Annotated in this window: 17 protein-coding genes and 1 pseudogene; 10 read left to right on the forward strand and 8 right to left on the reverse strand. The window is 72.9% G+C overall.

The window, feature by feature from the left end; genetic code table 11:
• Positions 1 to 160: 160 nt before the first annotated feature.
• On the reverse strand, positions 161 to 1,945 hold the full coding sequence (gene gcl / locus WA762_RS22535) for a glyoxylate carboligase (protein WP_335937854.1): 1,785 nt from the start codon (positions 1,943 to 1,945) through the stop codon (positions 161 to 163).
• Between the two features lie 278 nt (positions 1,946 to 2,223).
• Here gcl and WA762_RS22540 point away from each other — a divergent pair, with 278 nt between their 5' ends.
• Positions 2,224 to 2,739 carry a GNAT family N-acetyltransferase gene (locus WA762_RS22540; RefSeq protein ID WP_335937856.1) on the forward strand — a complete coding sequence of 172 codons (516 nt, stop codon included), beginning with the start codon at positions 2,224 to 2,226 and terminating at the stop codon, positions 2,737 to 2,739.
• Between the two features lie 117 nt (positions 2,740 to 2,856).
• Complete coding sequence (locus tag WA762_RS22545; protein ID WP_335937858.1) at positions 2,857 to 3,078, forward strand: hypothetical protein; 222 nt, start codon at positions 2,857 to 2,859, stop codon at positions 3,076 to 3,078.
• Positions 3,079 to 3,105: 27 nt separating this feature from the next.
• On the opposite strand, the gene WA762_RS22550 is transcribed toward WA762_RS22545, so the two are convergent.
• Positions 3,106 to 4,713, reverse strand: coding sequence for an AMP-binding protein (locus tag WA762_RS22550; RefSeq protein ID WP_335937860.1), 1,608 nt, complete (start codon positions 4,711 to 4,713; stop codon positions 3,106 to 3,108).
• 55 nt (positions 4,714 to 4,768) lie between these two features.
• Positions 4,769 to 6,445, reverse strand: coding sequence for an AMP-binding protein (locus WA762_RS22555; RefSeq protein ID WP_335937862.1), 1,677 nt, complete (start codon positions 6,443 to 6,445; stop codon positions 4,769 to 4,771).
• A 132-nt stretch (positions 6,446 to 6,577) separates the two neighbouring features.
• Between WA762_RS22555 and WA762_RS22560 the strand changes: the two genes are divergently transcribed.
• From WA762_RS22560 to WA762_RS22570, 3 genes are all read left to right on the forward strand, one after another.
• Complete coding sequence (locus tag WA762_RS22560; protein WP_335937864.1) at positions 6,578 to 7,429, forward strand: response regulator transcription factor; 852 nt, start codon at positions 6,578 to 6,580, stop codon at positions 7,427 to 7,429.
• A gap of 321 nt (positions 7,430 to 7,750) precedes the next feature.
• Positions 7,751 to 8,626 (forward strand): DMT family transporter, encoded by an 876-nt coding sequence (locus WA762_RS22565; protein ID WP_335937865.1) that lies wholly within the window; start codon positions 7,751 to 7,753, stop codon positions 8,624 to 8,626.
• 110 nt (positions 8,627 to 8,736) lie between these two features.
• Positions 8,737 to 9,162: a cold-shock protein gene (locus WA762_RS22570; RefSeq protein WP_335937866.1), complete on the forward strand. Its 426-nt coding sequence runs from the start codon at positions 8,737 to 8,739 to the stop codon at positions 9,160 to 9,162.
• 168 nt (positions 9,163 to 9,330) lie between these two features.
• Here the strand turns inward: WA762_RS22570 and WA762_RS22575 are convergent, their stop codons facing one another.
• On the reverse strand, positions 9,331 to 9,561 hold the full coding sequence (locus WA762_RS22575; protein WP_335937868.1) for a DUF6296 family protein: 231 nt from the start codon (positions 9,559 to 9,561) through the stop codon (positions 9,331 to 9,333).
• A gap of 268 nt (positions 9,562 to 9,829) precedes the next feature.
• Between WA762_RS22575 and WA762_RS22580 the strand changes: the two genes are divergently transcribed.
• Both WA762_RS22580 and WA762_RS22585 read left to right on the forward strand, forming a co-directional pair.
• Positions 9,830 to 10,285 carry a DUF5709 domain-containing protein gene (locus tag WA762_RS22580; protein ID WP_335937870.1) on the forward strand — a complete coding sequence of 152 codons (456 nt, stop codon included), beginning with the start codon at positions 9,830 to 9,832 and terminating at the stop codon, positions 10,283 to 10,285.
• A 314-nt stretch (positions 10,286 to 10,599) separates the two neighbouring features.
• Positions 10,600 to 10,965, forward strand: a complete 366-nt coding sequence (locus tag WA762_RS22585) for a nuclear transport factor 2 family protein (RefSeq protein ID WP_335937871.1) — start codon at positions 10,600 to 10,602, stop codon at positions 10,963 to 10,965.
• A 138-nt stretch (positions 10,966 to 11,103) separates the two neighbouring features.
• Here the strand turns inward: WA762_RS22585 and WA762_RS22590 are convergent, their stop codons facing one another.
• Positions 11,104 to 11,922, reverse strand: coding sequence for an ArsR/SmtB family transcription factor (locus tag WA762_RS22590; RefSeq protein WP_335937916.1), 819 nt, complete (start codon positions 11,920 to 11,922; stop codon positions 11,104 to 11,106).
• Positions 11,923 to 12,151: 229 nt separating this feature from the next.
• On the opposite strand from WA762_RS22590, the gene WA762_RS22595 reads away from it, so the two are divergent.
• Complete coding sequence (locus tag WA762_RS22595) at positions 12,152 to 14,551, forward strand: endonuclease/exonuclease/phosphatase family protein (protein WP_335937873.1); 2,400 nt, start codon at positions 12,152 to 12,154, stop codon at positions 14,549 to 14,551.
• Between the two features lie 88 nt (positions 14,552 to 14,639).
• Here the strand turns inward: WA762_RS22595 and WA762_RS22600 are convergent, their stop codons facing one another.
• The 3 genes from WA762_RS22600 to WA762_RS22610 are packed head-to-tail and all read right to left on the reverse strand — an operon-like array spanning position 14,640 to position 17,112.
• Positions 14,640 to 15,611, reverse strand: coding sequence for an alpha/beta fold hydrolase (locus tag WA762_RS22600; protein WP_335937875.1), 972 nt, complete (start codon positions 15,609 to 15,611; stop codon positions 14,640 to 14,642).
• Between the two features lie 20 nt (positions 15,612 to 15,631).
• On the reverse strand, positions 15,632 to 16,882 hold the full coding sequence (locus WA762_RS22605; protein WP_335937877.1) for a beta-ketoacyl-[acyl-carrier-protein] synthase family protein: 1,251 nt from the start codon (positions 16,880 to 16,882) through the stop codon (positions 15,632 to 15,634).
• On the reverse strand, positions 16,879 to 17,112 hold the full coding sequence (locus WA762_RS22610) for a phosphopantetheine-binding protein (protein ID WP_335937879.1): 234 nt from the start codon (positions 17,110 to 17,112) through the stop codon (positions 16,879 to 16,881). The genes WA762_RS22605 and WA762_RS22610 overlap by 4 nt, the downstream gene beginning before the upstream one ends.
• A 363-nt stretch (positions 17,113 to 17,475) precedes the next feature.
• On the opposite strand from WA762_RS22610, the gene WA762_RS22615 reads away from it, so the two are divergent.
• Together WA762_RS22615 and WA762_RS22620 are read left to right on the forward strand one after the other, a co-directional pair.
• The gene (locus WA762_RS22615) at positions 17,476 to 18,225 is read left to right on the forward strand and encodes a nitroreductase family protein (RefSeq protein WP_335937917.1); all 750 of its coding nucleotides are present in this window, start codon (positions 17,476 to 17,478) and stop codon (positions 18,223 to 18,225) included.
• A gap of 181 nt (positions 18,226 to 18,406) precedes the next feature.
• Positions 18,407 to 19,507 (forward strand): annotated as a pseudogene (locus WA762_RS22620) (N-acetylmuramoyl-L-alanine amidase); the annotation flags it as partial.
• Between the last annotated feature and the right edge of the window lie 262 nt (positions 19,508 to 19,769).

Raw genomic sequence — 19,769 nt, forward strand, 5'->3', positions numbered from 1 at the left:
TGCGACCTCCGCCCGCGCCGGCGGCCTCCGCGCCCTCCGTGACGTCCTCCCGGCCGGAGACGCCGCACGCGAACGGTCCCCGCCCCGGGCTCTTCGCCGGAAACGGGGACCGCTGGCCGACGGCCGAACAACCGTCGGTCGACGCATAGTTGACGTGACGTCAGGAGTCCTTGAGCGGGCGGATCGCGGTGGGCGCGTGGCCCGGCTCGGTCGCGATCTCCTCGAACTCGTGGACGGACGCGATGTCCGTACCGCTCATCGCGATGTTCGTGACGCGCTCCAGGACGGCCTCGACCACCACCGGCACCCGGAACTCGGCCGCCAGCTTCTTCGCCTCCTCGAACGCCGGCAGCAGCCGGTCCGGCTCGGTGACCCGGATCGCCTTGCAGCCCAGCCCCTCGACGACCTTGACGTGGTCGACGCCGTAGACGCCGATCTCGGGCGAGTTGATGTTCTCGAACTCCAGGTTGACCTGGAAGTCGATGTCGAAGTTGCGCTGCGCCTGGCGGATCAGCCCCAGATAGGAGTTGTTCACCAGGACGTGGACGTACGGGATGCGGTGCTGCGCCCCGACGGCCAGTTCCTCCAGCATGAACTGGAAGTCGTAGTCGCCGGAGAGCGCGACGACGGAGCCGTCCGGGTCGGCCGTGGCGACGCCCAGCGCGGCCGGAACGGTCCAGCCGAGCGGGCCCGCCTGACCGCAGTTGATCCAGTGGCGCGGCCGGTAGACGTGCAGCATCTGGGCGCCGGCGATCTGGGAGAGGCCGATCGTGGTGACGTACCGGGTCTCGGGGCCGAAGGCCCGGTTCATCTCCTCGTACACCCGCTGCGGCTTCAGCGGCACGTCGTCGAAGTGCGTACGGCGCTGGAGAGCGGCCCGGCGCTCCTGGGTGGAGGCCGCCCACCGGGAGCGGTCCTTGAGCCTGCCGGCCGCCTCGCGCTCCCTGGCCACGTCGACGAACAGCGCCAGCGCGGCCCCGGCGTCGGAGACGATGCCGAGGTCGGGGGCGAAGATCCGGCCGAGCTGGGTGGGCTCGATGTCGACGTGCACGAAGGTACGGCCCCTGGTGTAGACGTCGAGCTTCCCCGTGTGGCGGTTGGCCCAGCGGTTGCCGATGCCGAGGACGAAGTCGGACTCCAGGAAGTTGGCGTTGCCGTAGCGGTGCGAGGTCTGGAGGCCGACCAGCCCGGCGTTCAGCGCGTGGTCGTCGGGGAGGGCGCCCCAGCCCATCAGCGTCGGCACCACCGGAACACCCGTCAGTTCCGCGAATTCCACGAGGAGTTCGGAGGCGTCGGCGTTGATGACGCCGCCGCCGGCGACGATCAGCGGGCGCTCGGAGGCGTCCAGCATCTCCAGGGCCCGTTCGATCTGTCTGCGGGACGCGGCGGGCCGCTGCACCGGCAGCGGCTCGTACAGCTCGGGGTCGAACTCGATCTCGGTGAGCTGGACGTCGATGGGGAGGTCGATCAGGACCGGTCCGGGCCGGCCGCCGCGCATCAGCTGGAAGGCGCGCTGGAACACGCCCGGGATCTGGGCGGCTTCGAGGACGGTCGTCGCGGCCTTGGTGACGGGCGCCGCGATCGAGGCGATGTCGACCGCCTGGAAGTCCTCCTTGTGGAGCACGGCGGTCGGGGCCTGCCCGGTGACGCAGAGGATGGGGATGGAGTCGGCGGAGGCGGAGTAGAGACCGGTGATCATGTCGGTGCCGGCCGGTCCCGACGTGCCGATGCAGACGCCGATGTTGCCCGGCCGGGCCCGGGTGTAGCCCTCCGCCATGTGGGAGGCGCCCTCGACGTGACGGGCGAGCGTGTGGTGGACCCCGCCGGACGCCTTGAGGGCCGCGTAGAAGGGGTTGATCGCCGCGCCCGGCACACCGAACGCATGGCTGACGCCTTCGCGCTTGAGGATTTCGACTGCCGCTCGGGCAGCGGTCATTCGAGGCATTGAGTGCTCCTGCTCGGACCTGGTGGAGTCGGGCTCTGTCGCGCCACCTGAGAGCACCAATTCCGCATCATGGAAGCCTTATTCTGTTATGCGGAAACGAATGTACGGGCGCGGCCGGATCGCCGTCAAGAGAGCCCGCGCGGGAGTCCGGCACCCGGGCCCGGCGTCCGGCTCCGGTGCTCCGAGACCGGTGTCCGGCGGGGCTTCCGGGCCCGGGGCCGCACCACTGCCCGGGGGCCGGGCGGCGGCCGTCCCGTTCCGGACGCCATACTGGCGGGATGCTCATCCGTACCGCCCATCACCGCGACCTCCCGCTGCTCCAGGACATGGAACGCGCCGCCGGCGAACCGTTCCGCGCGTTCGGCATGGCCGCCATCGCGGACGACGACCCGCTGCCGCTGGACGTGCTGGACGACTACCGCCGGGCCGGCCGCGCCTGGGTCACCGCGGACGGCGACGACCGCCCGGTCGCCTACCTGATCGCCGATCCGGTCGACGGCGCGGCCCATGTCGAACAGGTCACCGTCCACCCCTCCGCCGCCCGGCGCGGACTGGGCCGCGGGCTCATCGACCACCTCGCCGCGTGGGCGGCCGGCCAGGGCCTGGAGGCGCTCACGCTGACGACGTTCCGCGATGTCCCGTGGAACGCCCCGTACTACGCGAGGCTCGGCTTCCGGATCCTCGACGACGCCGAACTCACCGACGGACTGCGCAAGATCAGGACCGCCGAGGCCGAACACGGTCTGGACCGCTGGCCGCGGGTCTGCATGCGGCGGGGGCTCCCGGCCGCCTGACGGGCTTCGTCGACCCGGTGGAACCGGCCGGCCACACTGAGTGCGATCGGTCACGTTCAGGCCAGCGGGACACAGATGTTCGGTGGTTTGTCAGTGGCGGCCCCTAAACTGGGGCGCATGGCATTAACTCCACGACACGCACCCTCCACCGGCCCCGTTTCCCCGTCCCGTTCGTCCCGCCCGTCCGCCGCCCAGGCGAACGAGGCGATACGGGCGCTGGTCGACGCGCGGGCCGGTCAGGAGTGGTCCTCCGTGGAGTCGGCCGCCTACGAGGTCCTGCTGATCGAGTGGGCGGCCGCGACCCGGGGCGCCGGCGGCGACATCATCGAGGCCGCCTGACCGCGCCCCGGCGCCGGGGCGGGCCGTTCAGGCCCCGTAGCCCTCGCGCAGCTCGATCTTCCGGACCTTTCCGCTGACCGTCATCGGGAAGGACTCCAGGATCCGCAGCCGTCGCGGGATCTTGTAGTGGGCCAGCTGTTCGCGGCAGTGGTCCGTCAGCTCCTCCAGGGTCGGCGGGTCGGCCGGGTCCTTCGGGATGACGCAGGCCAGTACCTCCTCGCCGTAGGTGTCGTCCGGCACCCCGACGACCTGCACGTCGGCGATCTTCGGATGGCCGTGGAGGAACTCCTCGACCTCCCGGGGATAGATGTTCTCGCCGCCGCGGATGATGACGTCCTTGATCCGGCCGACGACCTCCACATAGCCGTCCTCGCGCATCACCGCGAGGTCGCCGGTGTGCATCCAGCGGCCGGGGTCGATGACCTGCGCGGTGCGCTCGGGGTCCTCCCAGTAGCCGAGCATCACGCTGTAGCCGCGGGTGCAGAGCTCGCCCGCCACGCCGCGTTCCAGGGTCGCTCCGGTCACCGGGTCGACGACCTTGACCTCCAGATGAGGCATGACCCGGCCGACCGTGCCGGTGCGGCGCTCCAGGTCGTCGTCCCGTCGGGTCTGGGTGGAGACCGGCGAGGTCTCCGTCATCCCGTAGCAGATGGAGACCTCCTCCATGTGCATCTCCGCGACGACCCGCTTCATCACCTCGACCGGGCACGGCGATCCGGCCATGATGCCGGTGCGCAGCGAGGACAGGTCGTACGAGGCGAAGTCGGGCAGGTTGAGCTCCGCGATGAACATCGTGGGCACGCCGTAGAGCGAGGTGCAGCGCTCCCGCTCCACGGCGGCGAGCACCGCGGCGGCGTCGAAGGCGGCGGCCGGGATCACGATGCAGGCGCCGTGCGAGGTGATCGCGAGGTTGCCCATGACCATGCCGAAGCAGTGGTAGAACGGGACGGGCAGACAGACCCGGTCCCGCTCGGTGTAGGCGACCAGCTCCCCCACGAAATAGCCGTTGTTGAGGATGTTGTGGTGGGTGAGGGTGGCGCCCTTGGGGAAGCCGGTGGTGCCCGAGGTGTACTGGATGTTGATCGGGTCGTCGCAGGACAGCTCGGCCTCGCGGGCGGCGAGCCGTTCCTCCGTCACGGACCCGGCGGCGGCCAGCAGTTCGTCCCATGAGGGGTCGCCGATGTAGTGCACGGCGCGCAGACCGGGGCAGTCGTCGCGGACCCGGCCGACCAGGGCGCGGTAGTCGCTGGTGCGGTGCGAGAGCGAGGAGATCAGCAGGGACACCCCGGCCTGCTTGAGCACGTACGCCAGCTCGTGCGCGCGGTAGGCCGGGTTGACGTTGACCATGATGGCGCCGATCCGGGCGGTGGCGTACTGGGTGAGCACCCATTCGGGGCAGTTGACCGCCCAGATGCCGACCCGGTCCCCCCTGCCGATCCCCGATCCCATCAGCGCGCGGGCCAGTTCGTCGACGGCCGCGCCGAACTCGGCGTAGGTCCAGCGCCGTCCGGAGGCGACGTCGACCAGCGCCTCGCGGTCGCCGAACGCCTCCACGGCGCGGTCGAGATTGCGTCCGATGGTGTCGCCCAGCAGCGGCGTGGTGCCGATGCCGTGCGCGTAGGACAGTTCGCTCATTCCACTTCCCCCTCTGCGTGCCCGGTTCCGGTGATGTGCGCGCGGCGCGGCCCGCTCATCGGAAGTCGCCCTCGTCGTACTCGGCGCCGCCGCCCTGCGCCGTGCGCTCGCGCAGTTCGATGCGGCGGATCTTGCCGGAGACGGTCTTGGGCAGGTCCGCGAACTCCAGCCGGCGGACCCGCTTGTATGGGGCGAGGACCGAGCGGGAGTGCTCGAACAGCACCTTCGCGGTGTCCGGGCCGGGCTCCCAGCCGTCCGCGAGCACGATGTACGCCTTCGGCACGGCGAGCCGCACCGGGTCCGGGGCCGGGACGACCGCGGCCTCGGCCACGGCCTCGTGCTCCAGCAGGGCGCTCTCCAGCTCGAACGGCGAGATCTTGTAGTCGGACGCCTTGAACACGTCGTCGGCGCGGCCGACATAGGTGATGTAGCCGTCCACGTCGCGGGAGCCGATGTCGCCGGTGCGGTAGTAGCCGCCCGCCATCGCCTCGGCGGTCCGCTCCGGATCGCCGTGGTACGCGGTCATCAGGCCCACCGGGCGGTTCGACAGGTCGATGGAGATCTCGCCCTCGACCGCGCCGGGCTCACCGGTGACCGGGTCGAGGAGCTCGATCCGGAACCCGGGGCTGGGGCGCCCCATCGACCCGGCCTTCAGCAGCTGGCCGGGGGTGTTGGCGACCTGGACGGAGGTCTCGGTCTGGCCGAAGCCGTCCCGGATGGTGACGCCCCAGACCCGCCGTACCGTCTCGATGACCTCCGGGTTCAGCGGCTCTCCGGCCGCGACGACCTCGCGCGGCGGGTTCTTCAGCTGGGAGAGGTCGGCCTGGATCAGCATCCGCCAGACGGTGGGCGGCGCGCAGAAGCTGGTGACCCCGGAGCGGTCCATCTCCGCCATCAGCCGCGCCGCGTCGAAGCGGGTGTAGTTGAAGATGAAGACGGTCGCCTCGGCGCTCCAGGGCGCGAAGAGGTTGGACCAGGCGTGCTTGGCCCAGCCGGGCGAGGAGATGTTGAGGTGCACGTCGCCGGGCTTGAGGCCGATCCAGTACATCGTCGAGAGGTGGCCCACCGGGTAGGAGACATGGGTGTGCTCCACGAGCTTGGGGCTGGCCGTCGTGCCCGAGGTGAAGTAGAGCATCAGCGGCTCGTCGGCGTCCGTCTCGCGGTCCGGCGTGTAGGCCGCCGGGTGGCCGTCGGCTCCGGCGTACGACAGCCAGCCGGGCACGTCGGCGCCGACGGCGATCCGGGTGTAGCCGCCGGGCACCTCGTCGAACTTGGCGGTGTCGGCGTCCCGTACCAGCACGTGCCGGATGCGGCCGCGCTCCACCCGGTCCCGCAGGTCGACCGGGCCGAGGAGGGGGGTGGCCGGGACGATGACGGCGCGCAGCTTCATCGCGGCGAGGGCCGTCTCCCACAGCTCGGCCTGGTTGCCGAGCATGACCAGGATCCGGTCACCGGCCCGAACCCCCTGGGCGCGCAGCCAGTTCGCCACCCGGGCGGAGCGCTCGGACATCCGGGCGAAGGACACCTCGGTGCGCTCGCCGTCCTCCTCCACGATGTGCAGGGCGGTGCGGTCGTTGCCCTCGGCGATCACGTCGAACCAGTCGAGCGCCCAGTTGAAGTGGTCGGTCCGGGGCCAGCGGAAGCCCTCACAGGCCGCCTGGTAGTCCTCGCGGTGCCGCAGCAGAAAATCCCGGGCGGCCCGGAACGTCTCCGTCGCGTTGGTTGCCGACATGTGCCCTCCTCGTTGCGGACCGGACCGGTCGCTTAACATCATGTAAACAGTGACCCAGATCTCACCACCCCCGAACGGGGGTGCGCCGGGCGGGGTCGCCCAGCCCTCCGGACCGGTCAGAGAGGCGTCAGCGTGCCGGAACCCGACAATGCGGTCGACATGCGGGCAGCGCTGTCGCGGCTGCGCCGGACCAGCGGGCTGCCCGTGGTCTTCGGCGGGCTGGTCGCGGACACCCGCCATGCCCGGATCGCCGAACTGAACGGGGCACAGACCGCCGCCCTGCGCGGGCTCGTCATATCGGCGGGCAGCGGCCTGGGCGGCAAGTCGATCGCCCTGTCCCGGCCGTGCGCGGTCACCGACTACCGCGCCTCCCGCCACATCAGCCACGAGTACGACATGGCCGTCGCGGCGGAGGGCCTGCGCTCCGTGGTGGCGGTGCCCGTCGTCGTACGGCGCAGGGTGCGCGGCCTGCTGTACGGGGCGCTGCGCGAGCCGCTGACGCTCGGGGACCGCACGTTCGACGCGGCGGTCGCGGCGGCCCGCGACGTGGAGCAGGCCCTGGTCGTGCGGGACGAGGTGCGACAGCTGCTGGCCACCGCCCGGGACCAGGCCGCCGACCACGGGGCCGCGACCCCGCAGGCGTGGGAGGACGTGCGGGAGGCCCATCGCGAACTGCGCGCCCTGATGCCGAGGGTCGTCGACCCGGCGCTGCGCGAGGAGCTGCTCGCGGTGTGCGGGCGGCTGGCCTCGGCGTCGGGCGCGGAGGCCCGCGCTCCGGCGCGGTGCGAGGTGCGGCTGGCGCCCCGTGAGCTGGACGTGCTGACCTGTGTGGCCGCGGGCACGACGAACGCGGTGGCGGCGGCACGGCTCGGCCTGCGGCCGGAGACGGTGAAGGGGTATCTGCGGTCGGCGATGCGCAAACTGGGCGCGCACACCCGGCTGGAGGCGGTGGTGGCAGCCCGGCGCGCGGGGCTGCTGCCGTAGGGGCGGCGCCTTTCGTGGGATGCGCTCCCGGGCGAACCGCCCGGGAGCGCCGATGTGGAGCACCGCTCGCGCACCGGTCCGCACGCCGCTTGCGCACCCGTGTGGCGCGGCGCGCGGCCCGTGCTCCGGCGCGGAGCGGCTCCGTGCGTTCCGGCGGGCCGGGGCGCGCGGCAGGCGCGGCGGACGCGGAGGGTGTGACGGGACGCCCGCGCGGGAGCCGCCGGTCCGGCGCGGGCGGGCGCGCCCGGCGGCTCGGCGTCCCGCCATGCCGCAGGGCGGCCGGACCCGGGTTCGCGGGCCCGTCGCCCGCATCATGAGGAGGTGATCAGTGTCCTGTTCGCCATCCTGACCGCACTCAGCAACGGCGCGGCCTCCGTCCTGCAGCGCCGGGCGGCCCGCGACGTCCCGGACAGCGAGGCGATGCGCCTGTCGCTGATCGGGCATCTGCTGCGTCGGCGGACCTGGCTCGCCGGGATCGGCATGGTGATCGTCGCGGCCGTCTGCCAGGCGGTGGCACTGGCCACCGGGCCGATCGCCGTGGTCCAGCCGATCTTCGTGATCGAGCTTCCGGCCGCGCTGCTGATGGCGGGGTTCGCCATGCGGGTCCGGCTGCCCGGCCGGCTCTGGTACGCGGTGGCGGCCATGACCCTGGGGCTCGCCCTGGGCATGGCCTCGGCGGCGCCGGCGGGCGGGGGCGCCTCCGTGCACGGGGTGCTCTGGGTCCCGGCGCTCGTCCTCACCGGGATCTTCGAGGCGATGCTGATCGGCGCGGCCCTCGGCACCCGGGGCAACGCCCGGGGAGCGCTGCTCGGCCTGGCCGCCGCCTGCGGCTACGCGCTCACGGCCGCTCTCATGAAGGACGCCATGGCGCGGCTCGAAGGGGGCGGCGGGGCGGTGGCGCTGCTGACCTCCTGGCAGCTGTACGCCACCGCCGCAGCCGGGGTCGGGGCGCTGTTCCTCCTGCAGAACGCCCTCCAGGCGGGCATGCTGGTCGCGGTGCAGCCCCCGCTGACCCTGGGTGACGCCGTGATCAGCGTTCTGTACGGGGTGACGCTCTTCGGCGAGCAGCTGCGGACCGGGTGGTGGCTGCTGCCGGAGCTGCTCGCGCTCGGCATGGTCGCGGCCGGCAGCGTCGAGCTGGCCCGCTCCCCGCTGGCCTCCGGAGCCGTTCCTCCGCCGCCGCGCACGCTGCGCTGAGCCGCGCGCGATTCCCCGGGCGGGTCGCGCGACGCGACCGCCCGGGCTATTCTCCGGTCGAGCCATGTGAGGCGACGGGCGAGGGGCCCGGTTCTTTTCTGGGGGTAGGTGTGGTTTCTGGTCGCGTGGTGCGATTCGACAGTGCGCGGGGATACGGCTTCATCGCGCCGGATCACGGTGGGGAGGACGTCTTCCTCCATGTGAACGACATGCTGATCCCCGAGTCCTATGTGCACACGGGCACCGTGGTCGAGTTCGAGATCGAGGACGGCGACCGGGGGCTGAAGGCGTCCTCCGTCAGGCTCGCGGAGGGCCCCGATGGCAAGCCGCTGACCCCGCCGAGGCCCGCCCCGTCCGCCCACTCCGCGTCCCCGGACGACGACACCCTGTGCGATGTGCTGAGTTCGGCCGCGTACACCCGGGAGGTGACCGACATCCTGCTGGAGTCGGCGCCTTCGCTGACGGGTGCTCAGATCCTGCAGATCCGGGGCGCGATGCTCCAGTTCGCCAAGAACCACGGCTGGACCGAGGGCTGACCCGAGGGGCCGTCCCGCGCACGGCGGGCGTCCCGCCCCCGCCGCCGGACACGGTCCGACGGCCGCACACCGACCGGAGGCCGCACACGGTCCGGGAGCCGCACACGGTCCGGGAGCCCGGGGGCCGCGCAGGCCGCCGGCCCCCGCGTACGGCACGCGCGGGGCGCTTCACGCGCTCGGTTCGCGCACCACCAGCGGTGTGCCGAGAACCTGGTGTCCGCCACTGGCCAGCATGCGCACCTCTCCTCGGTCGCTGATCTCCGCGCGCACGATCCCGGTCTCGTCCTCGTAGATCGGGTACCCGCCCGCGCCCGACCGCTCGGTACGCCGGACGGTCACGGTGTCGTCCTCCACGGCGGACGACTGGAACACCAATTCGTAGATCTCCGGGTAATCCATGGCGGCTCTCCCGAATACCGATGGGGCGCAGGACCTGGCCCGCCTGCCACTCTCATCGTGCCTCGGACCGGCCGTCCGCGCCCAGGGGCCAACGGCTGCGGACTCGCGCCCCGGCCACTTATCCTGAAGCCGTAAGGGCGTTTCGGGGACCTCGGCGCATCGAGCGCGCGTTCCGGGACATGACCCGTATCCACCGGAGCCGCCCGCTTCACCCGGGTCGTGTGTACGGCCGCGTGGCCGGGCCCCCGGGACCGGGAAGGAACCGACCATGAAGGATGCCGAGATGGGGGACGATGTCTACCAGCCCCAGTCGCCGGAGGCATCCGACCTCACCGAGCAGCTCGACGCCGGGGACACCCTCGACGTCCGCGGCCCGGCCGACCCGCTCGACGAGGGCTATTCCCCGCCCGAGCGGCCCTGGGCGGTGGAGGACCGGGGCACCACGGCCGCCGAGCAGCACAGCGGCGAGTCCCTGGAGGGCCGTCTGGCGCGGGAGCTTCCCGATGTCGCCGCGGCCGACGGCGACGGTGTGGGCGATCTCTCCAACGGCGACGGCGAGCTCTGGGACATGGAGGTCGGCGTGATGCGCGCCGGGCGTCTCACCCGGCAGCTGGACCTCGACGATCCGGACACGCTGGCGGCGGAGGACGTCGGGATCGACGGCGCGGCGGCGTCCGCCGAGGAGGCGGCCGTGCATGTGATCCCGACGGACAACCAGGTGTGAGCGGGCGAAGCCGCCCGCCATGCGCCCGCCATGCCTCCGCAGGCCGCCGGTGCCCGTCCGCGGCCGCGTCCGGCCGCGCTTGACCCGGCGCGCATGACCCGCGCGCATGGCTCGGCGGCGCATGACAACGGTCGCGCATGACCCGGTCGCGTGTGACGCCGGTGGGGCTCGGCCCCGGTCCGCATGGTCCGGTCCCGCATGGTCCGGTCCCGCATGACCTCGGGAGTAATCGACGTGCCACCGGTCGTCGGAGATCGTGTGTTCACCGACGGAAACCCGGCGCCACCGCCGGGACACCAGGAGAGGAACACACCATGACCGCGCACGAGCACGCCGTCAGCCGCTACTTCGCCGCCTGGAACGCGGCCCCCGAGGACCTGGAGAAGGCCGTGGCGGACGCCTTCACCGAGACCGCCCCCTACACCGACCCGCTGGTCGAGGTGCGCGGCCACCAGGAGCTCGCTGCCGTGATCGCGGGGGCCCACGAGCAGTTCCCCGGCTACGAGTTCCGACCCCTCGGCACCCCGGACGGGCACCACGACGTCGTGCGCTTCAGCTGGGAACTGGTGCTGCCCGCCGACGGTTCGGCGCCGGTCGCCGGATCGGACGTGATCACCCTCGCCGAGGACGGACGGATCACGTCGGTGACCGGCTTCCTCGACCGGGTGCCCACGGCCTGAACGCCGCCCCGTCCGGCGCCCCGCCGCGCCCCGCCGTCCGCCACGCGCCGCACGGCGGACGGCGGACGCCGGACGCCGGACGCCGGACGCCGGAAAGGCCGGACCGTACCGGCGGACGCCGGACGTACCGCCGTCACGTCACGCCGGTTCGTCGAGGAACTTCCCGCCCTCCAGCAGGGTCTTGAGCGTCGAAAGGATCACCACCCAGCCGCCGCTGACGCCCTCCAGCATCCTGCTGTCCGGGCTGTCGAAGCCGTCGTGGGTGACCGTCAGCCTGACTCCCGCCTCGGGCTCCTCGGCCGGCTCGATGTCGAAGGCGACCTTCGACCGCTCCCGGACCGCCTTCTCCCACTCCTCGTCCGAGGCGAAGTCGAACATCTGGCGGTGCATGGGCTGCAGCGTGTGCCAGGTGTACGAGAGGCGCCGGCCCGGCACGGCCTCCAGCACCCGCTGCCCGACCTCCTCGAACTCCCCGTCCGGGTCCATCTTCCAGCGGACCGGTGCGCCGGGCTCCCAGGTCGAGTCGGGGCCGTACCCGCCCATGTAGATCCGGATGGACTCGGGGTCGGTCAGCGCCTGGTAGAGCTTGTCGGGCGTGGTCTGGATGTAGATGGGGTAGACGAACTCGGGCTTGTCCATGGCTGTTCCCTCCAAGGTCCGTGCGAGGCGGGACGGGGCGGCCGGGCGGTGGTGTCCGTAGCGTCCGATCCAACGGTCCGCGACCTCCCGGAGCGGCTCCGGGTCGAGGTAGTGCAGCTTCTCCCGGCCCCGCCGCACGGCGACGACCAGGGACGCCGCCTCCAGGACCGCCAGGTGCTTGCCCACCGCCTGCCGGGTCATCGCCAGGCCCTCGCCGAGCTCGCGCAGGCTCTGTCCGTCCCGCGCGGTCAGACGGTCGAGGAGTTCGCGCCGGCTCGGGTCGGCGAGCGCCCTGAACATCGCGTCCGTCACCGTCATCGCCGCCACCGCCGCCCGTTCCGTCCGCGCTCCTGTCTCCCCCTTCACCCTAAGGGCTGTCCTGTCGAGCGGCACTTCTCGGGCAACCATTCGGTTGCGCACCGGGCGGGACCCGCCCTCGTCCCTCCCGGACGCCGTCATGATGTACGGAATTCACTTCTGATGTCTTGTCAAGGGTGGTTCTACGCGCATAGTTTTTGCCCTCACCAGACTTCGGGAGCAACTCACCGTGCGCATAACCAGACCCCGTTCCGTCCTCCTGGCCGGCGCCGTCGCCGTGACGCTGTCGGCCACCGCGCTGCCCGCCGCCTTCGCGGCCCCGTCCGCGACCGCCGTCATCTCCGAGGTGTACGGCGGCGGGGGCAACTCGGGTGCGACGCTCACCCGGGACTTCATCGAGCTGGCCAACGCCGGCACCGCCGCGTACAGCCTGTCGGGCTTCAGCGTGCAGTATCTGCCCGCCGCCCCCTCGGCCGGTTCGCTGTGGCAGGTCTCCGCGCTCACCGGTTCCCTCGCCCCCGGGGGCCGCTACCTCGTCGCCGAGGCCCCGGGGACCGGCGGCACCGAGGCGCTGCCGACGCCGGACGCCGCCGGCAACATCGCGATGGCGGCCACCGGCGGCACCGTGGCGCTCGTCTCCGGGACGACCCCGCTGACCTGCAAGACGGCCGCCGACTGCGCGGCCGACAGCCGGATCGTGGACCTCGTCGGCTACGGCTCCGCCGTCGTCAGGGAGGGCAGCGGCCCTGCCGCGGGCGCGTCGAACACCGCCTCGGTGGCGCGCGGGGCGTCCCTCGCCGACACCGATGACAACGCCGCGGACTTCACCGCGGGCGCCCCGACCCCGGTCAACTCGGCCGGTGAGACGTCCGGCGGCTCCGGACCGGTCGACCCCGGCGGCCCGACCGAGCCCGGCAGCGTCCGGATCCACGACATCCAGGGCACCACCCGGGTGTCGCCGCTGAACGGCCGGCAGGTGGCCGGGGTCCCGGGCATCGTCACCGGCGTGCGCGCCACCGGTTCGCGCGGCTTCTGGATGCAGGACCCCTCCCCGGACTCGGACCCCCGTACCAGCGAGGGCGTGTTCGTGTTCACCGGCTCCGCCGCCCCGGGCGTCGCCGTGGGCGACTCGGTGCTGGTCAGCGGCAAGGTGGACGAGTACTACCCGTCGACGACCAGCCAGTCGGTCACGGAGATCACCACGCCCAGGACGACGGTCCTGTCCTCGGGCAACCCGCTGCCCGCCCCGGTGGTGCTCGACGCCGCCTCGGTGCCGGACGCCTATGTGCCGTCGGCCGGCGGCGGATCCATCGACCCGCTGCCCCTGGAACCGTCGGTGTACGCCCTCGACCTGTACGAGTCGCTGGAGGGCACCCGGGTCCAGATCTCCGACACCCGGGTGACCGGCGCCACCAACGCGTACGGCGAGGTCTGGGTGACCGTGAAGCCGCACGAGAACCGGACGGCGCGGGGCGGCACCCTCTACTCCTCGTACGACGGCCAGAACACCGGGCGCGTCAAGGTGATGTCGCTCGACGCCGGCCACCCGGTCCCGGTCGCGAACGTCGGCGACGTGCTGTCCGGCGCCACCACCGGGGTGATGGACTACGCCTCGTACGGCGGCTACACCCTCCAGGCCACCGAGCTCGGCACGCGCACCGACCGTCACCTCCGGCGCGAGGTGACGCGGAAGCAGAAGGGCGGCGAGCTCGCCGTCGCCACGTACAACGTGGAGAACCTGGACGCGCTGGACGAGCAGGCCAAGTTCGACACCCTCGCCGAGGGCGTCGCCGTCAACCTCTCCTCGCCGGACATCGTGTCGCTGGAGGAGATCCAGGACGACAACGGCGCGGTGAACGACGGCACGGTCGGCTCCGAGGCCACCCTGAAGCGATTCACCAACGCGATCGTCGCCGCGGGCGGTCCCCGGTACGCGTGGCGGTACATCGCCCCCGAGAACAACAAGGACGGCGGCGAGCCCGGCGGCAACATCCGCAACGTCTTCCTCTTCAACCCCAAGAGGGTCGACTTCGTCGACCGTCCGGGCGGCACCGCCACCACCACCGTGGCCGCGGTGCGGACGAAGAAGGGCGTGACGCTCTCGGTGTCGCCGGGCCGGATCGCCCCGAACAGCGACGCCTGGGCCGACAGCCGCAAGCCGCTCGTCGGCGAGTTCCGCTTCCACGGGAAGCCGGTCTTCGTCATCGGCAACCACTTCGCGTCCAAGGGCGGCGACCAGCCCCTGCACGGCAAGTACCAGGAGCCCAAGCGCAGTTCGGAGACGAAGCGGGTGCGGCAGGCGGCGGAGGTCAACACCTTCGTCAAGTCCCTGCTGGCGGCGGACGACTCGGCCCGGATCGTCACGCTCGGGGACCTCAACGACTTCGCCTTCTCCCCGACGGTGAGCGCGCTGACTGCCGGCAAGGTGCTGAAGCCGCTGATCAACACGCTGCCGGCGAACGAGCGTTACAGCTATGTGTACGACGGCAACTCGCAGACGCTGGACCACATCCTGACCAGCCCCGCCATCCGCCGCTTCGACTACGACGTGGTGCACATCAACGCGGAGTTCGCGGACCAGGCGAGCGACCACGACCCGCAGATCGTGCGCGTCAAGGTCACCGGATAGGAAGCCGGGACGGCCTGATACGCCGTCGCGGGCGGGTGCCCGCGACACGGGGTGGGGGCGACCGGACGGCCGGACGCCCCCACCGGTGTCACCGCCGTCCGGCCTGCCGGCCCGGCGGGCCGGACGGCGCGTTCACGCGGCCGGCGCCGGGCGCGGCGTTCACGCCCCCGGCGCCGGCCGCGCGCGGTCCGCGCGGCGCGGGGACGGCGGCCAGTCCGGGCGCCGGTTCCAGCGGGCGGTCGGTGAAGAAGCGGGCCATGAGGTCGGCCACGTCGTCCGGGCGCTCCAGCACCACCCAGTGGTCGGACTGCCCGATCGTGACGAACCGGCTGCCCTCGATCGTGGCGGCGAAGGCCCGCTGCCGTTCCGGGGAGGTCACCGTGTCGTGCTCGCCCGCGAAGACCAGGGCGGGCACCCCGGCGAGACCGCCGGTGAAGTCCGGCCGGTGTTCGAGCGAGCGGTGCAGCGACCGGGCGGCGTGCGGCGAGTGGGTCAGGGCACGCAGAAAGGAGCGCCGGACGTAGCGCTGCGCCAGCTCCCGCCGGTGCACGTGGCGTTCCGGGTTCTGGCACATCAGGGCCGCGGCGGCGAGGCCGGCCAGCCCGGCCGTGTCGCCGGCCGCGAGCCGGCCGACGGCCCGGGCCCAGCCGGCCCGCTGCTCCTCGCTGATGTGGCAGGGGACGCCGCCGAGGGCCAGCCGGGCGATCCGGCCGGGGTGCCGCCGGGCGCAGTCGAAGGCGATCGAGGTCCCGTAGGAGAACCCGAACAGGTTGACCTTCGGCGCCCCGAGGTCGTCGATGATCCCGGTGACGGCCTCGCGCAGCAGGTCGTCGTCCGCCCCGGGCGGGAGCGGGTCGGCGTCGCCCATGCCGGGCAGGTCGGCGGTGACGACGGGGGCGAGGGGCCCCAGGTGGTCGTCCATCTGCGGCCATCCGTGCATGCCCTGGAGCGCGCCTCCGAGGACGACGACCGGTTCGGTGCGCGGCGCGGGCTGTGCGAGGACCCGGTAGCCGTAGCGCAGTCCGCGCACCGACAGGGTCCGGATGATCTCCTCGGCCATGGTGGGTCCTCGTCTCCGGGTCAGGCCCTGGTGAGGACGAGTGCGGCGTTGTGCCCGCCGAAGCCCAGCGAGGTCTTGACGGCCGCGTCGAAGACGCCCGGCCGGGCCTCCTTGCGCACCGGGTCGACGGGGATGGCGGGATCGGGGGCGTCCAGGTTCACGGTCGGGGGCACGAGCTGGTGCTCCAGGGCCAGGGCGGTCAGCGCGGTCTCGATGCCGCCGGCGGCGCCGAGGGTGTGTCCGGTCATCGCCTTGGTGGAGGTGATCAGGGGGTGCTCGCCGAGGACCCGGCGCAGCATGGTGGCCTCGATGAGGTCGTTGGAGACGGTCGAGGTGCCGTGGGCGTTGACGTGGCCGATGTCCCGGGCGTCGACCCCGGCGTCCGCGAGGGCGGTGCGCAGGGCGCGTTCGATGCCGCGGCCCCCGGGGTCGGGGGCGACGGCGGAGTGGGCGTCGCTGGAGGCGCCGTATCCGGCGACGCGGGCGCGGACCCTGGCGCCGCGGGCACGGGCGTGTTCCGGTCGTTCCAGGACGAGGAGTCCGGCGCCCTCGCCGATGACGAAGCCGTCCCGGTGGATGTCGAACGGGCGGCAGGCCGCCTCGGGATCGTCGCGCCGGGTGGAGACGGCCTTCAACTGGCAGGCGCTGGCGACCAGCAGCCGGGAGCAGACCGATTCGGCGCCGCCCGCCACGGCGATGTCGCAGGCTCCGGCGCGGAGCATCTGATGGGCGGTGCCGATGGCGACGGTGCCGGACGAGCAGGCGGTGGAGACGGCCTGGCTGGGGCCGTGGGCGCCGAGGTCGGTGGCGACGCTGCTGGCCGCGCCGTTGACGACGGTGAGAGGGGCGAGTTTCGGGGAGACGCGGCGGGCGCCGCGCTGGGCGAGGACGGTGTGCTGTTCGTCGTAGAAGGGCAGCCCGCCGTGCGCGGAGCCGATCACGACGGCGACCCGGGCGCCGTCCCAGACCGCCGGGTCGAGTCCGGCGTCCGCGACGGCCTCGCGGGCGGCGAGGACGGCCAGTTGGGAGAAGCGGTCCATCAGTCGGGCGACGGCGACCCCGAGCACGGCCCGGGTGTCCAGGCCGGTGATGGTGTACATGAAGTCGCAGGGCAGCCCGTCGAGTTCGGGCCGGCGCGGCACGCAGGGGGCGCTGTCGGCCGCGGTGACCGCGCGCCAGGTGGCGTCGGCGCCCGCGCCCGCGGCGGTGACCAGGCCGATGCCGGTGACCGCGGCGGCGAACGGGGCGGGGCGCCCTGGGCGGGCCGTCACGCGGCTGCCTTGCGGTGCACGACGGCGACGAGATCCGCGACGGTGTCCCGGGAGGTCAGCTCGACGTCGTCGAGGTCGACGCCCATCCGCTCCTCGATGAGCAGCCGGAGCTCCTCCAGGGCCAGGGAGTCCAGACTGAGCCGGCGGAGCGGCTCCTCGGGGCGGATGGCGAGCGGGTCGGTCCCGAAGTTGGCGACCAGCAAGGCGTTGATCTGTTCTGCCGTGCTCATGCGGCACTCCTGCGCTCTCGTACGCGGTGACGCCCTGCCGCGTGAGGGGGGTGAGTGCCATTCGGGGGACGCCGGCCGGTCCGGAGGAACCCTTTATACGCCTTCGCGCGGGTGCTTCCGTTCCGCGTTCCCCCGTGTGGAGGGATGTCGTCCAGTCGTGCGAATCCGCCGGTGCCCCGGGGCGGTCCGGGCCGGGGAACCGGGCCCCGCGCGCCGGACCGGGGCACGGGCCCGGCAGTCCGCCGGAGGCGCCGCGGCCGACCGCCGGGGGGCGCACGGCCGGATGGTCCGGGCCGGGGCCGATCGGCCCCTCCCGGTGGCGGGACCGCGTTCCTAGACTCCGCGATCATGACCACAGAAGCGATGACGACCACGGACGCGACCGGGCCGGCCGACGCGCCGCAGACCGCCGGCGGGGCCGACGGACCGGCGCTGTTCTCCGTCATGTCCACCATGCGCGCCATGCGCCGCCTGAAGCCCGACCCGGTGCCCGACGAGCTGCTGGAGCGGCTGGTGCAGGCCGCGGTCTGGGGCCCGAGCGGCGGCAACATGCAGTGCTACGAGTACGTAGTGGTGACGGATCGTGAGGTGATGGCTCGTCTGGCCCCCTTGTGGCGACGGTGCGTGGACGCGTATCTGGCGACCACCGGGAAGTACGCGCCGAAGGGCATGGACGAGGCGGCGTACGGGCGGATGGTCGCCGCGATCGAGTACCAGCGCGACCACTTCGCCGACACGCCCGCGCTGATCATTCCGTGCTACCGCTTTCCGGAGCCCCGGGTGGACGAGGAGGGGCTGCGGGCCTCCGCGCGGGCGCTCGGTCCGGCCGGGACCGAGCACATGGCGCGGACGGGGACCCGGTTCCAGGCGCTCGCCGAGGGCTCGTGCGTCTACCCGGGCGTGCAGAACCTGCTGCTGGCCGCGCGGGCGCTGGGGCTCGCGGCGAACATCACCCTCTGGCACCTGATGCTGGAGCGGGAGTGGAAGGAGGTCCTCGGCATCCCGGAGGACATGCGCACCTTCGCGGTCGTCCCGGTCGGCCTGCCGCTGGGCCGCTTCGGCCCGGTGCGGCGGCGGCCGGCGGCGGACGTCATCCACCGCGACCGCTGGTAGCGGCACGACCGGATGCCCGGACGGCCCGTCAAGTCCGTTCGGGTGAAAGGGAGTTGGACACGACCGCGCAGCATGTCATGCCCTGAACACGTCGATACGCTGAGCGGGCTCCGGCCCTCGGCCCGCCCGGGTCCGGGGGCCCTTCCTCTTCTCTCCCCCACCGCACAGAGCAGGAGCAGGTATGCCCCGACGAGCCGCCGTCCATGCACGGGCCCGCGCATCCGTGCTGGCGGCCCTCACCGCCACCGTCCTGACCGCGGCCGGCGCGCCGGCCCTCGCCGACGACGGCGGCTCAGGTCCTCTGGACCGGGCGCTCCGGCGGGCGGCCGGGGAGTCCGGCGTGCCGCGCGACCTGCTCGCCGCCGTGGGGTATGCCGAGACCCGCCTGGACGGCCATGCCGGGCGTCCCAGCCAGGCCGACGGCTACGGGGTGATGCATCTGGTCGACGCCCCCGCCGGCCGGACGCTGGAGCGGGCCGCGGCCCTCACCGGCGCGTCCCCGGCCGCCCTGCGCGCCGACGCCGCGACCAATGTCAGGGGCGGCGCGGCGGTGCTGCGGGACTACGCGGACCGGCTCGGCCTGGACGCCCGCGAGCGCGCCGACGTCGACGCCTGGTACCCGGTCGTCGCCCGGTACGGCGGCACGGACGGCGGGGCCTCGGCCCTCTACGCCGACGCCGTCTACTCCCTCCTGGCCCAGGGCATCGACGCCGTCGTCCCCGACGGGGAGCGGATCTCGGTGCCGGGCCGCCCGGTCGCCCCGCAAAAGGACGGGGCCGCCTCCGACGACGTGCGCGCGCCCAGCCCCGACTACCCGTCGGCGCTCTGGGCCCCGGCCCATGCGAACAACTTCGCCAAGGGCCGCTCGGCGGAGATCACCAAGGTGGTCCTCCATGTCATGCAGGGCTCGTACGCGGGCTCGATCAACTGGTTCCGGAACCCGGCGGCGGGGGTGAGCGCGCACTACCTGGTGCGCTCGTCCGACGGCGAGATCACCCAGGCGGTCCGCGACGGCGACACGGCGTACCACGTGCTCGGCGCCAACCCCTCGACGCTCGGCGTCGAGCACGAGGGCTTCGTCGACGACCCGTCGTGGTTCACGGACACGATGTACCGCTCCTCGGCGGCGCTGACCCGCCATCTGTGCGACCGGTACGGCATCCCGAAGGACCGGGCGCACATCGTCGGGCACAACGAGATGCCCGGCAACGACCACACCGACCCCGGCCCGCACTGGGACTGGTCGCGGTACATGGAGCTGGTCGGCGAGGGCGCCGGGGGCTGACCCGTCCGGCCGCGGGCCGGCGCCGGGCGGGACGGCGCCGGGCGGGCCGTCCCCCGGTGCGCACCGCCGCCGGGACAGCGTCACTTTTCGGTAACCTGGCCGAAACCCTTGACGTTTCTCATGGCCGGTTCCTAATCTCCTGCCTAGTTGGTACTTCCAGCGGCAGTTCACGTGCTGCGGCGCTTTCCGCAGTGTTTTGACAGGCACAGACACAGACCACCTGTCGGTGGCTTCGTCATGCCTGTTTCTGTGCTCCCCG

The sequence above is a fragment of the Streptomyces tyrfis genome (genome assembly GCF_037034285.1).
Classification (GTDB): Bacteria; Actinomycetota; Actinomycetes; order Streptomycetales; family Streptomycetaceae; genus Streptomyces.

Coding starts and splice junctions, on each gene's coding strand:
- gcl (WP_335937854.1), bottom strand. CDS start 1,945: ATGCCTCGAATGACCGCTGCCCGAGCGGCAGTCGAAATCCTCAAGCGC.
- WA762_RS22540 (WP_335937856.1), top strand. CDS start 2,224: ATGCTCATCCGTACCGCCCATCACCGCGACCTCCCGCTGCTCCAGGAC.
- WA762_RS22545 (WP_335937858.1), top strand. CDS start 2,857: ATGGCATTAACTCCACGACACGCACCCTCCACCGGCCCCGTTTCCCCG.
- WA762_RS22550 (WP_335937860.1), bottom strand. CDS start 4,713: ATGAGCGAACTGTCCTACGCGCACGGCATCGGCACCACGCCGCTGCTG.
- WA762_RS22555 (WP_335937862.1), bottom strand. CDS start 6,445: ATGTCGGCAACCAACGCGACGGAGACGTTCCGGGCCGCCCGGGATTTT.
- WA762_RS22575 (WP_335937868.1), bottom strand. CDS start 9,561: ATGGATTACCCGGAGATCTACGAATTGGTGTTCCAGTCGTCCGCCGTG.
- WA762_RS22580 (WP_335937870.1), top strand. CDS start 9,830: ATGAAGGATGCCGAGATGGGGGACGATGTCTACCAGCCCCAGTCGCCG.
- WA762_RS22585 (WP_335937871.1), top strand. CDS start 10,600: ATGACCGCGCACGAGCACGCCGTCAGCCGCTACTTCGCCGCCTGGAAC.
- WA762_RS22590 (WP_335937916.1), bottom strand. CDS start 11,922: ATGACGGTGACGGACGCGATGTTCAGGGCGCTCGCCGACCCGAGCCGG.
- WA762_RS22600 (WP_335937875.1), bottom strand. CDS start 15,611: ATGGCCGAGGAGATCATCCGGACCCTGTCGGTGCGCGGACTGCGCTAC.
- WA762_RS22610 (WP_335937879.1), bottom strand. CDS start 17,112: ATGAGCACGGCAGAACAGATCAACGCCTTGCTGGTCGCCAACTTCGGG.
- WA762_RS22615 (WP_335937917.1), top strand. CDS start 17,476: ATGACGACCACGGACGCGACCGGGCCGGCCGACGCGCCGCAGACCGCC.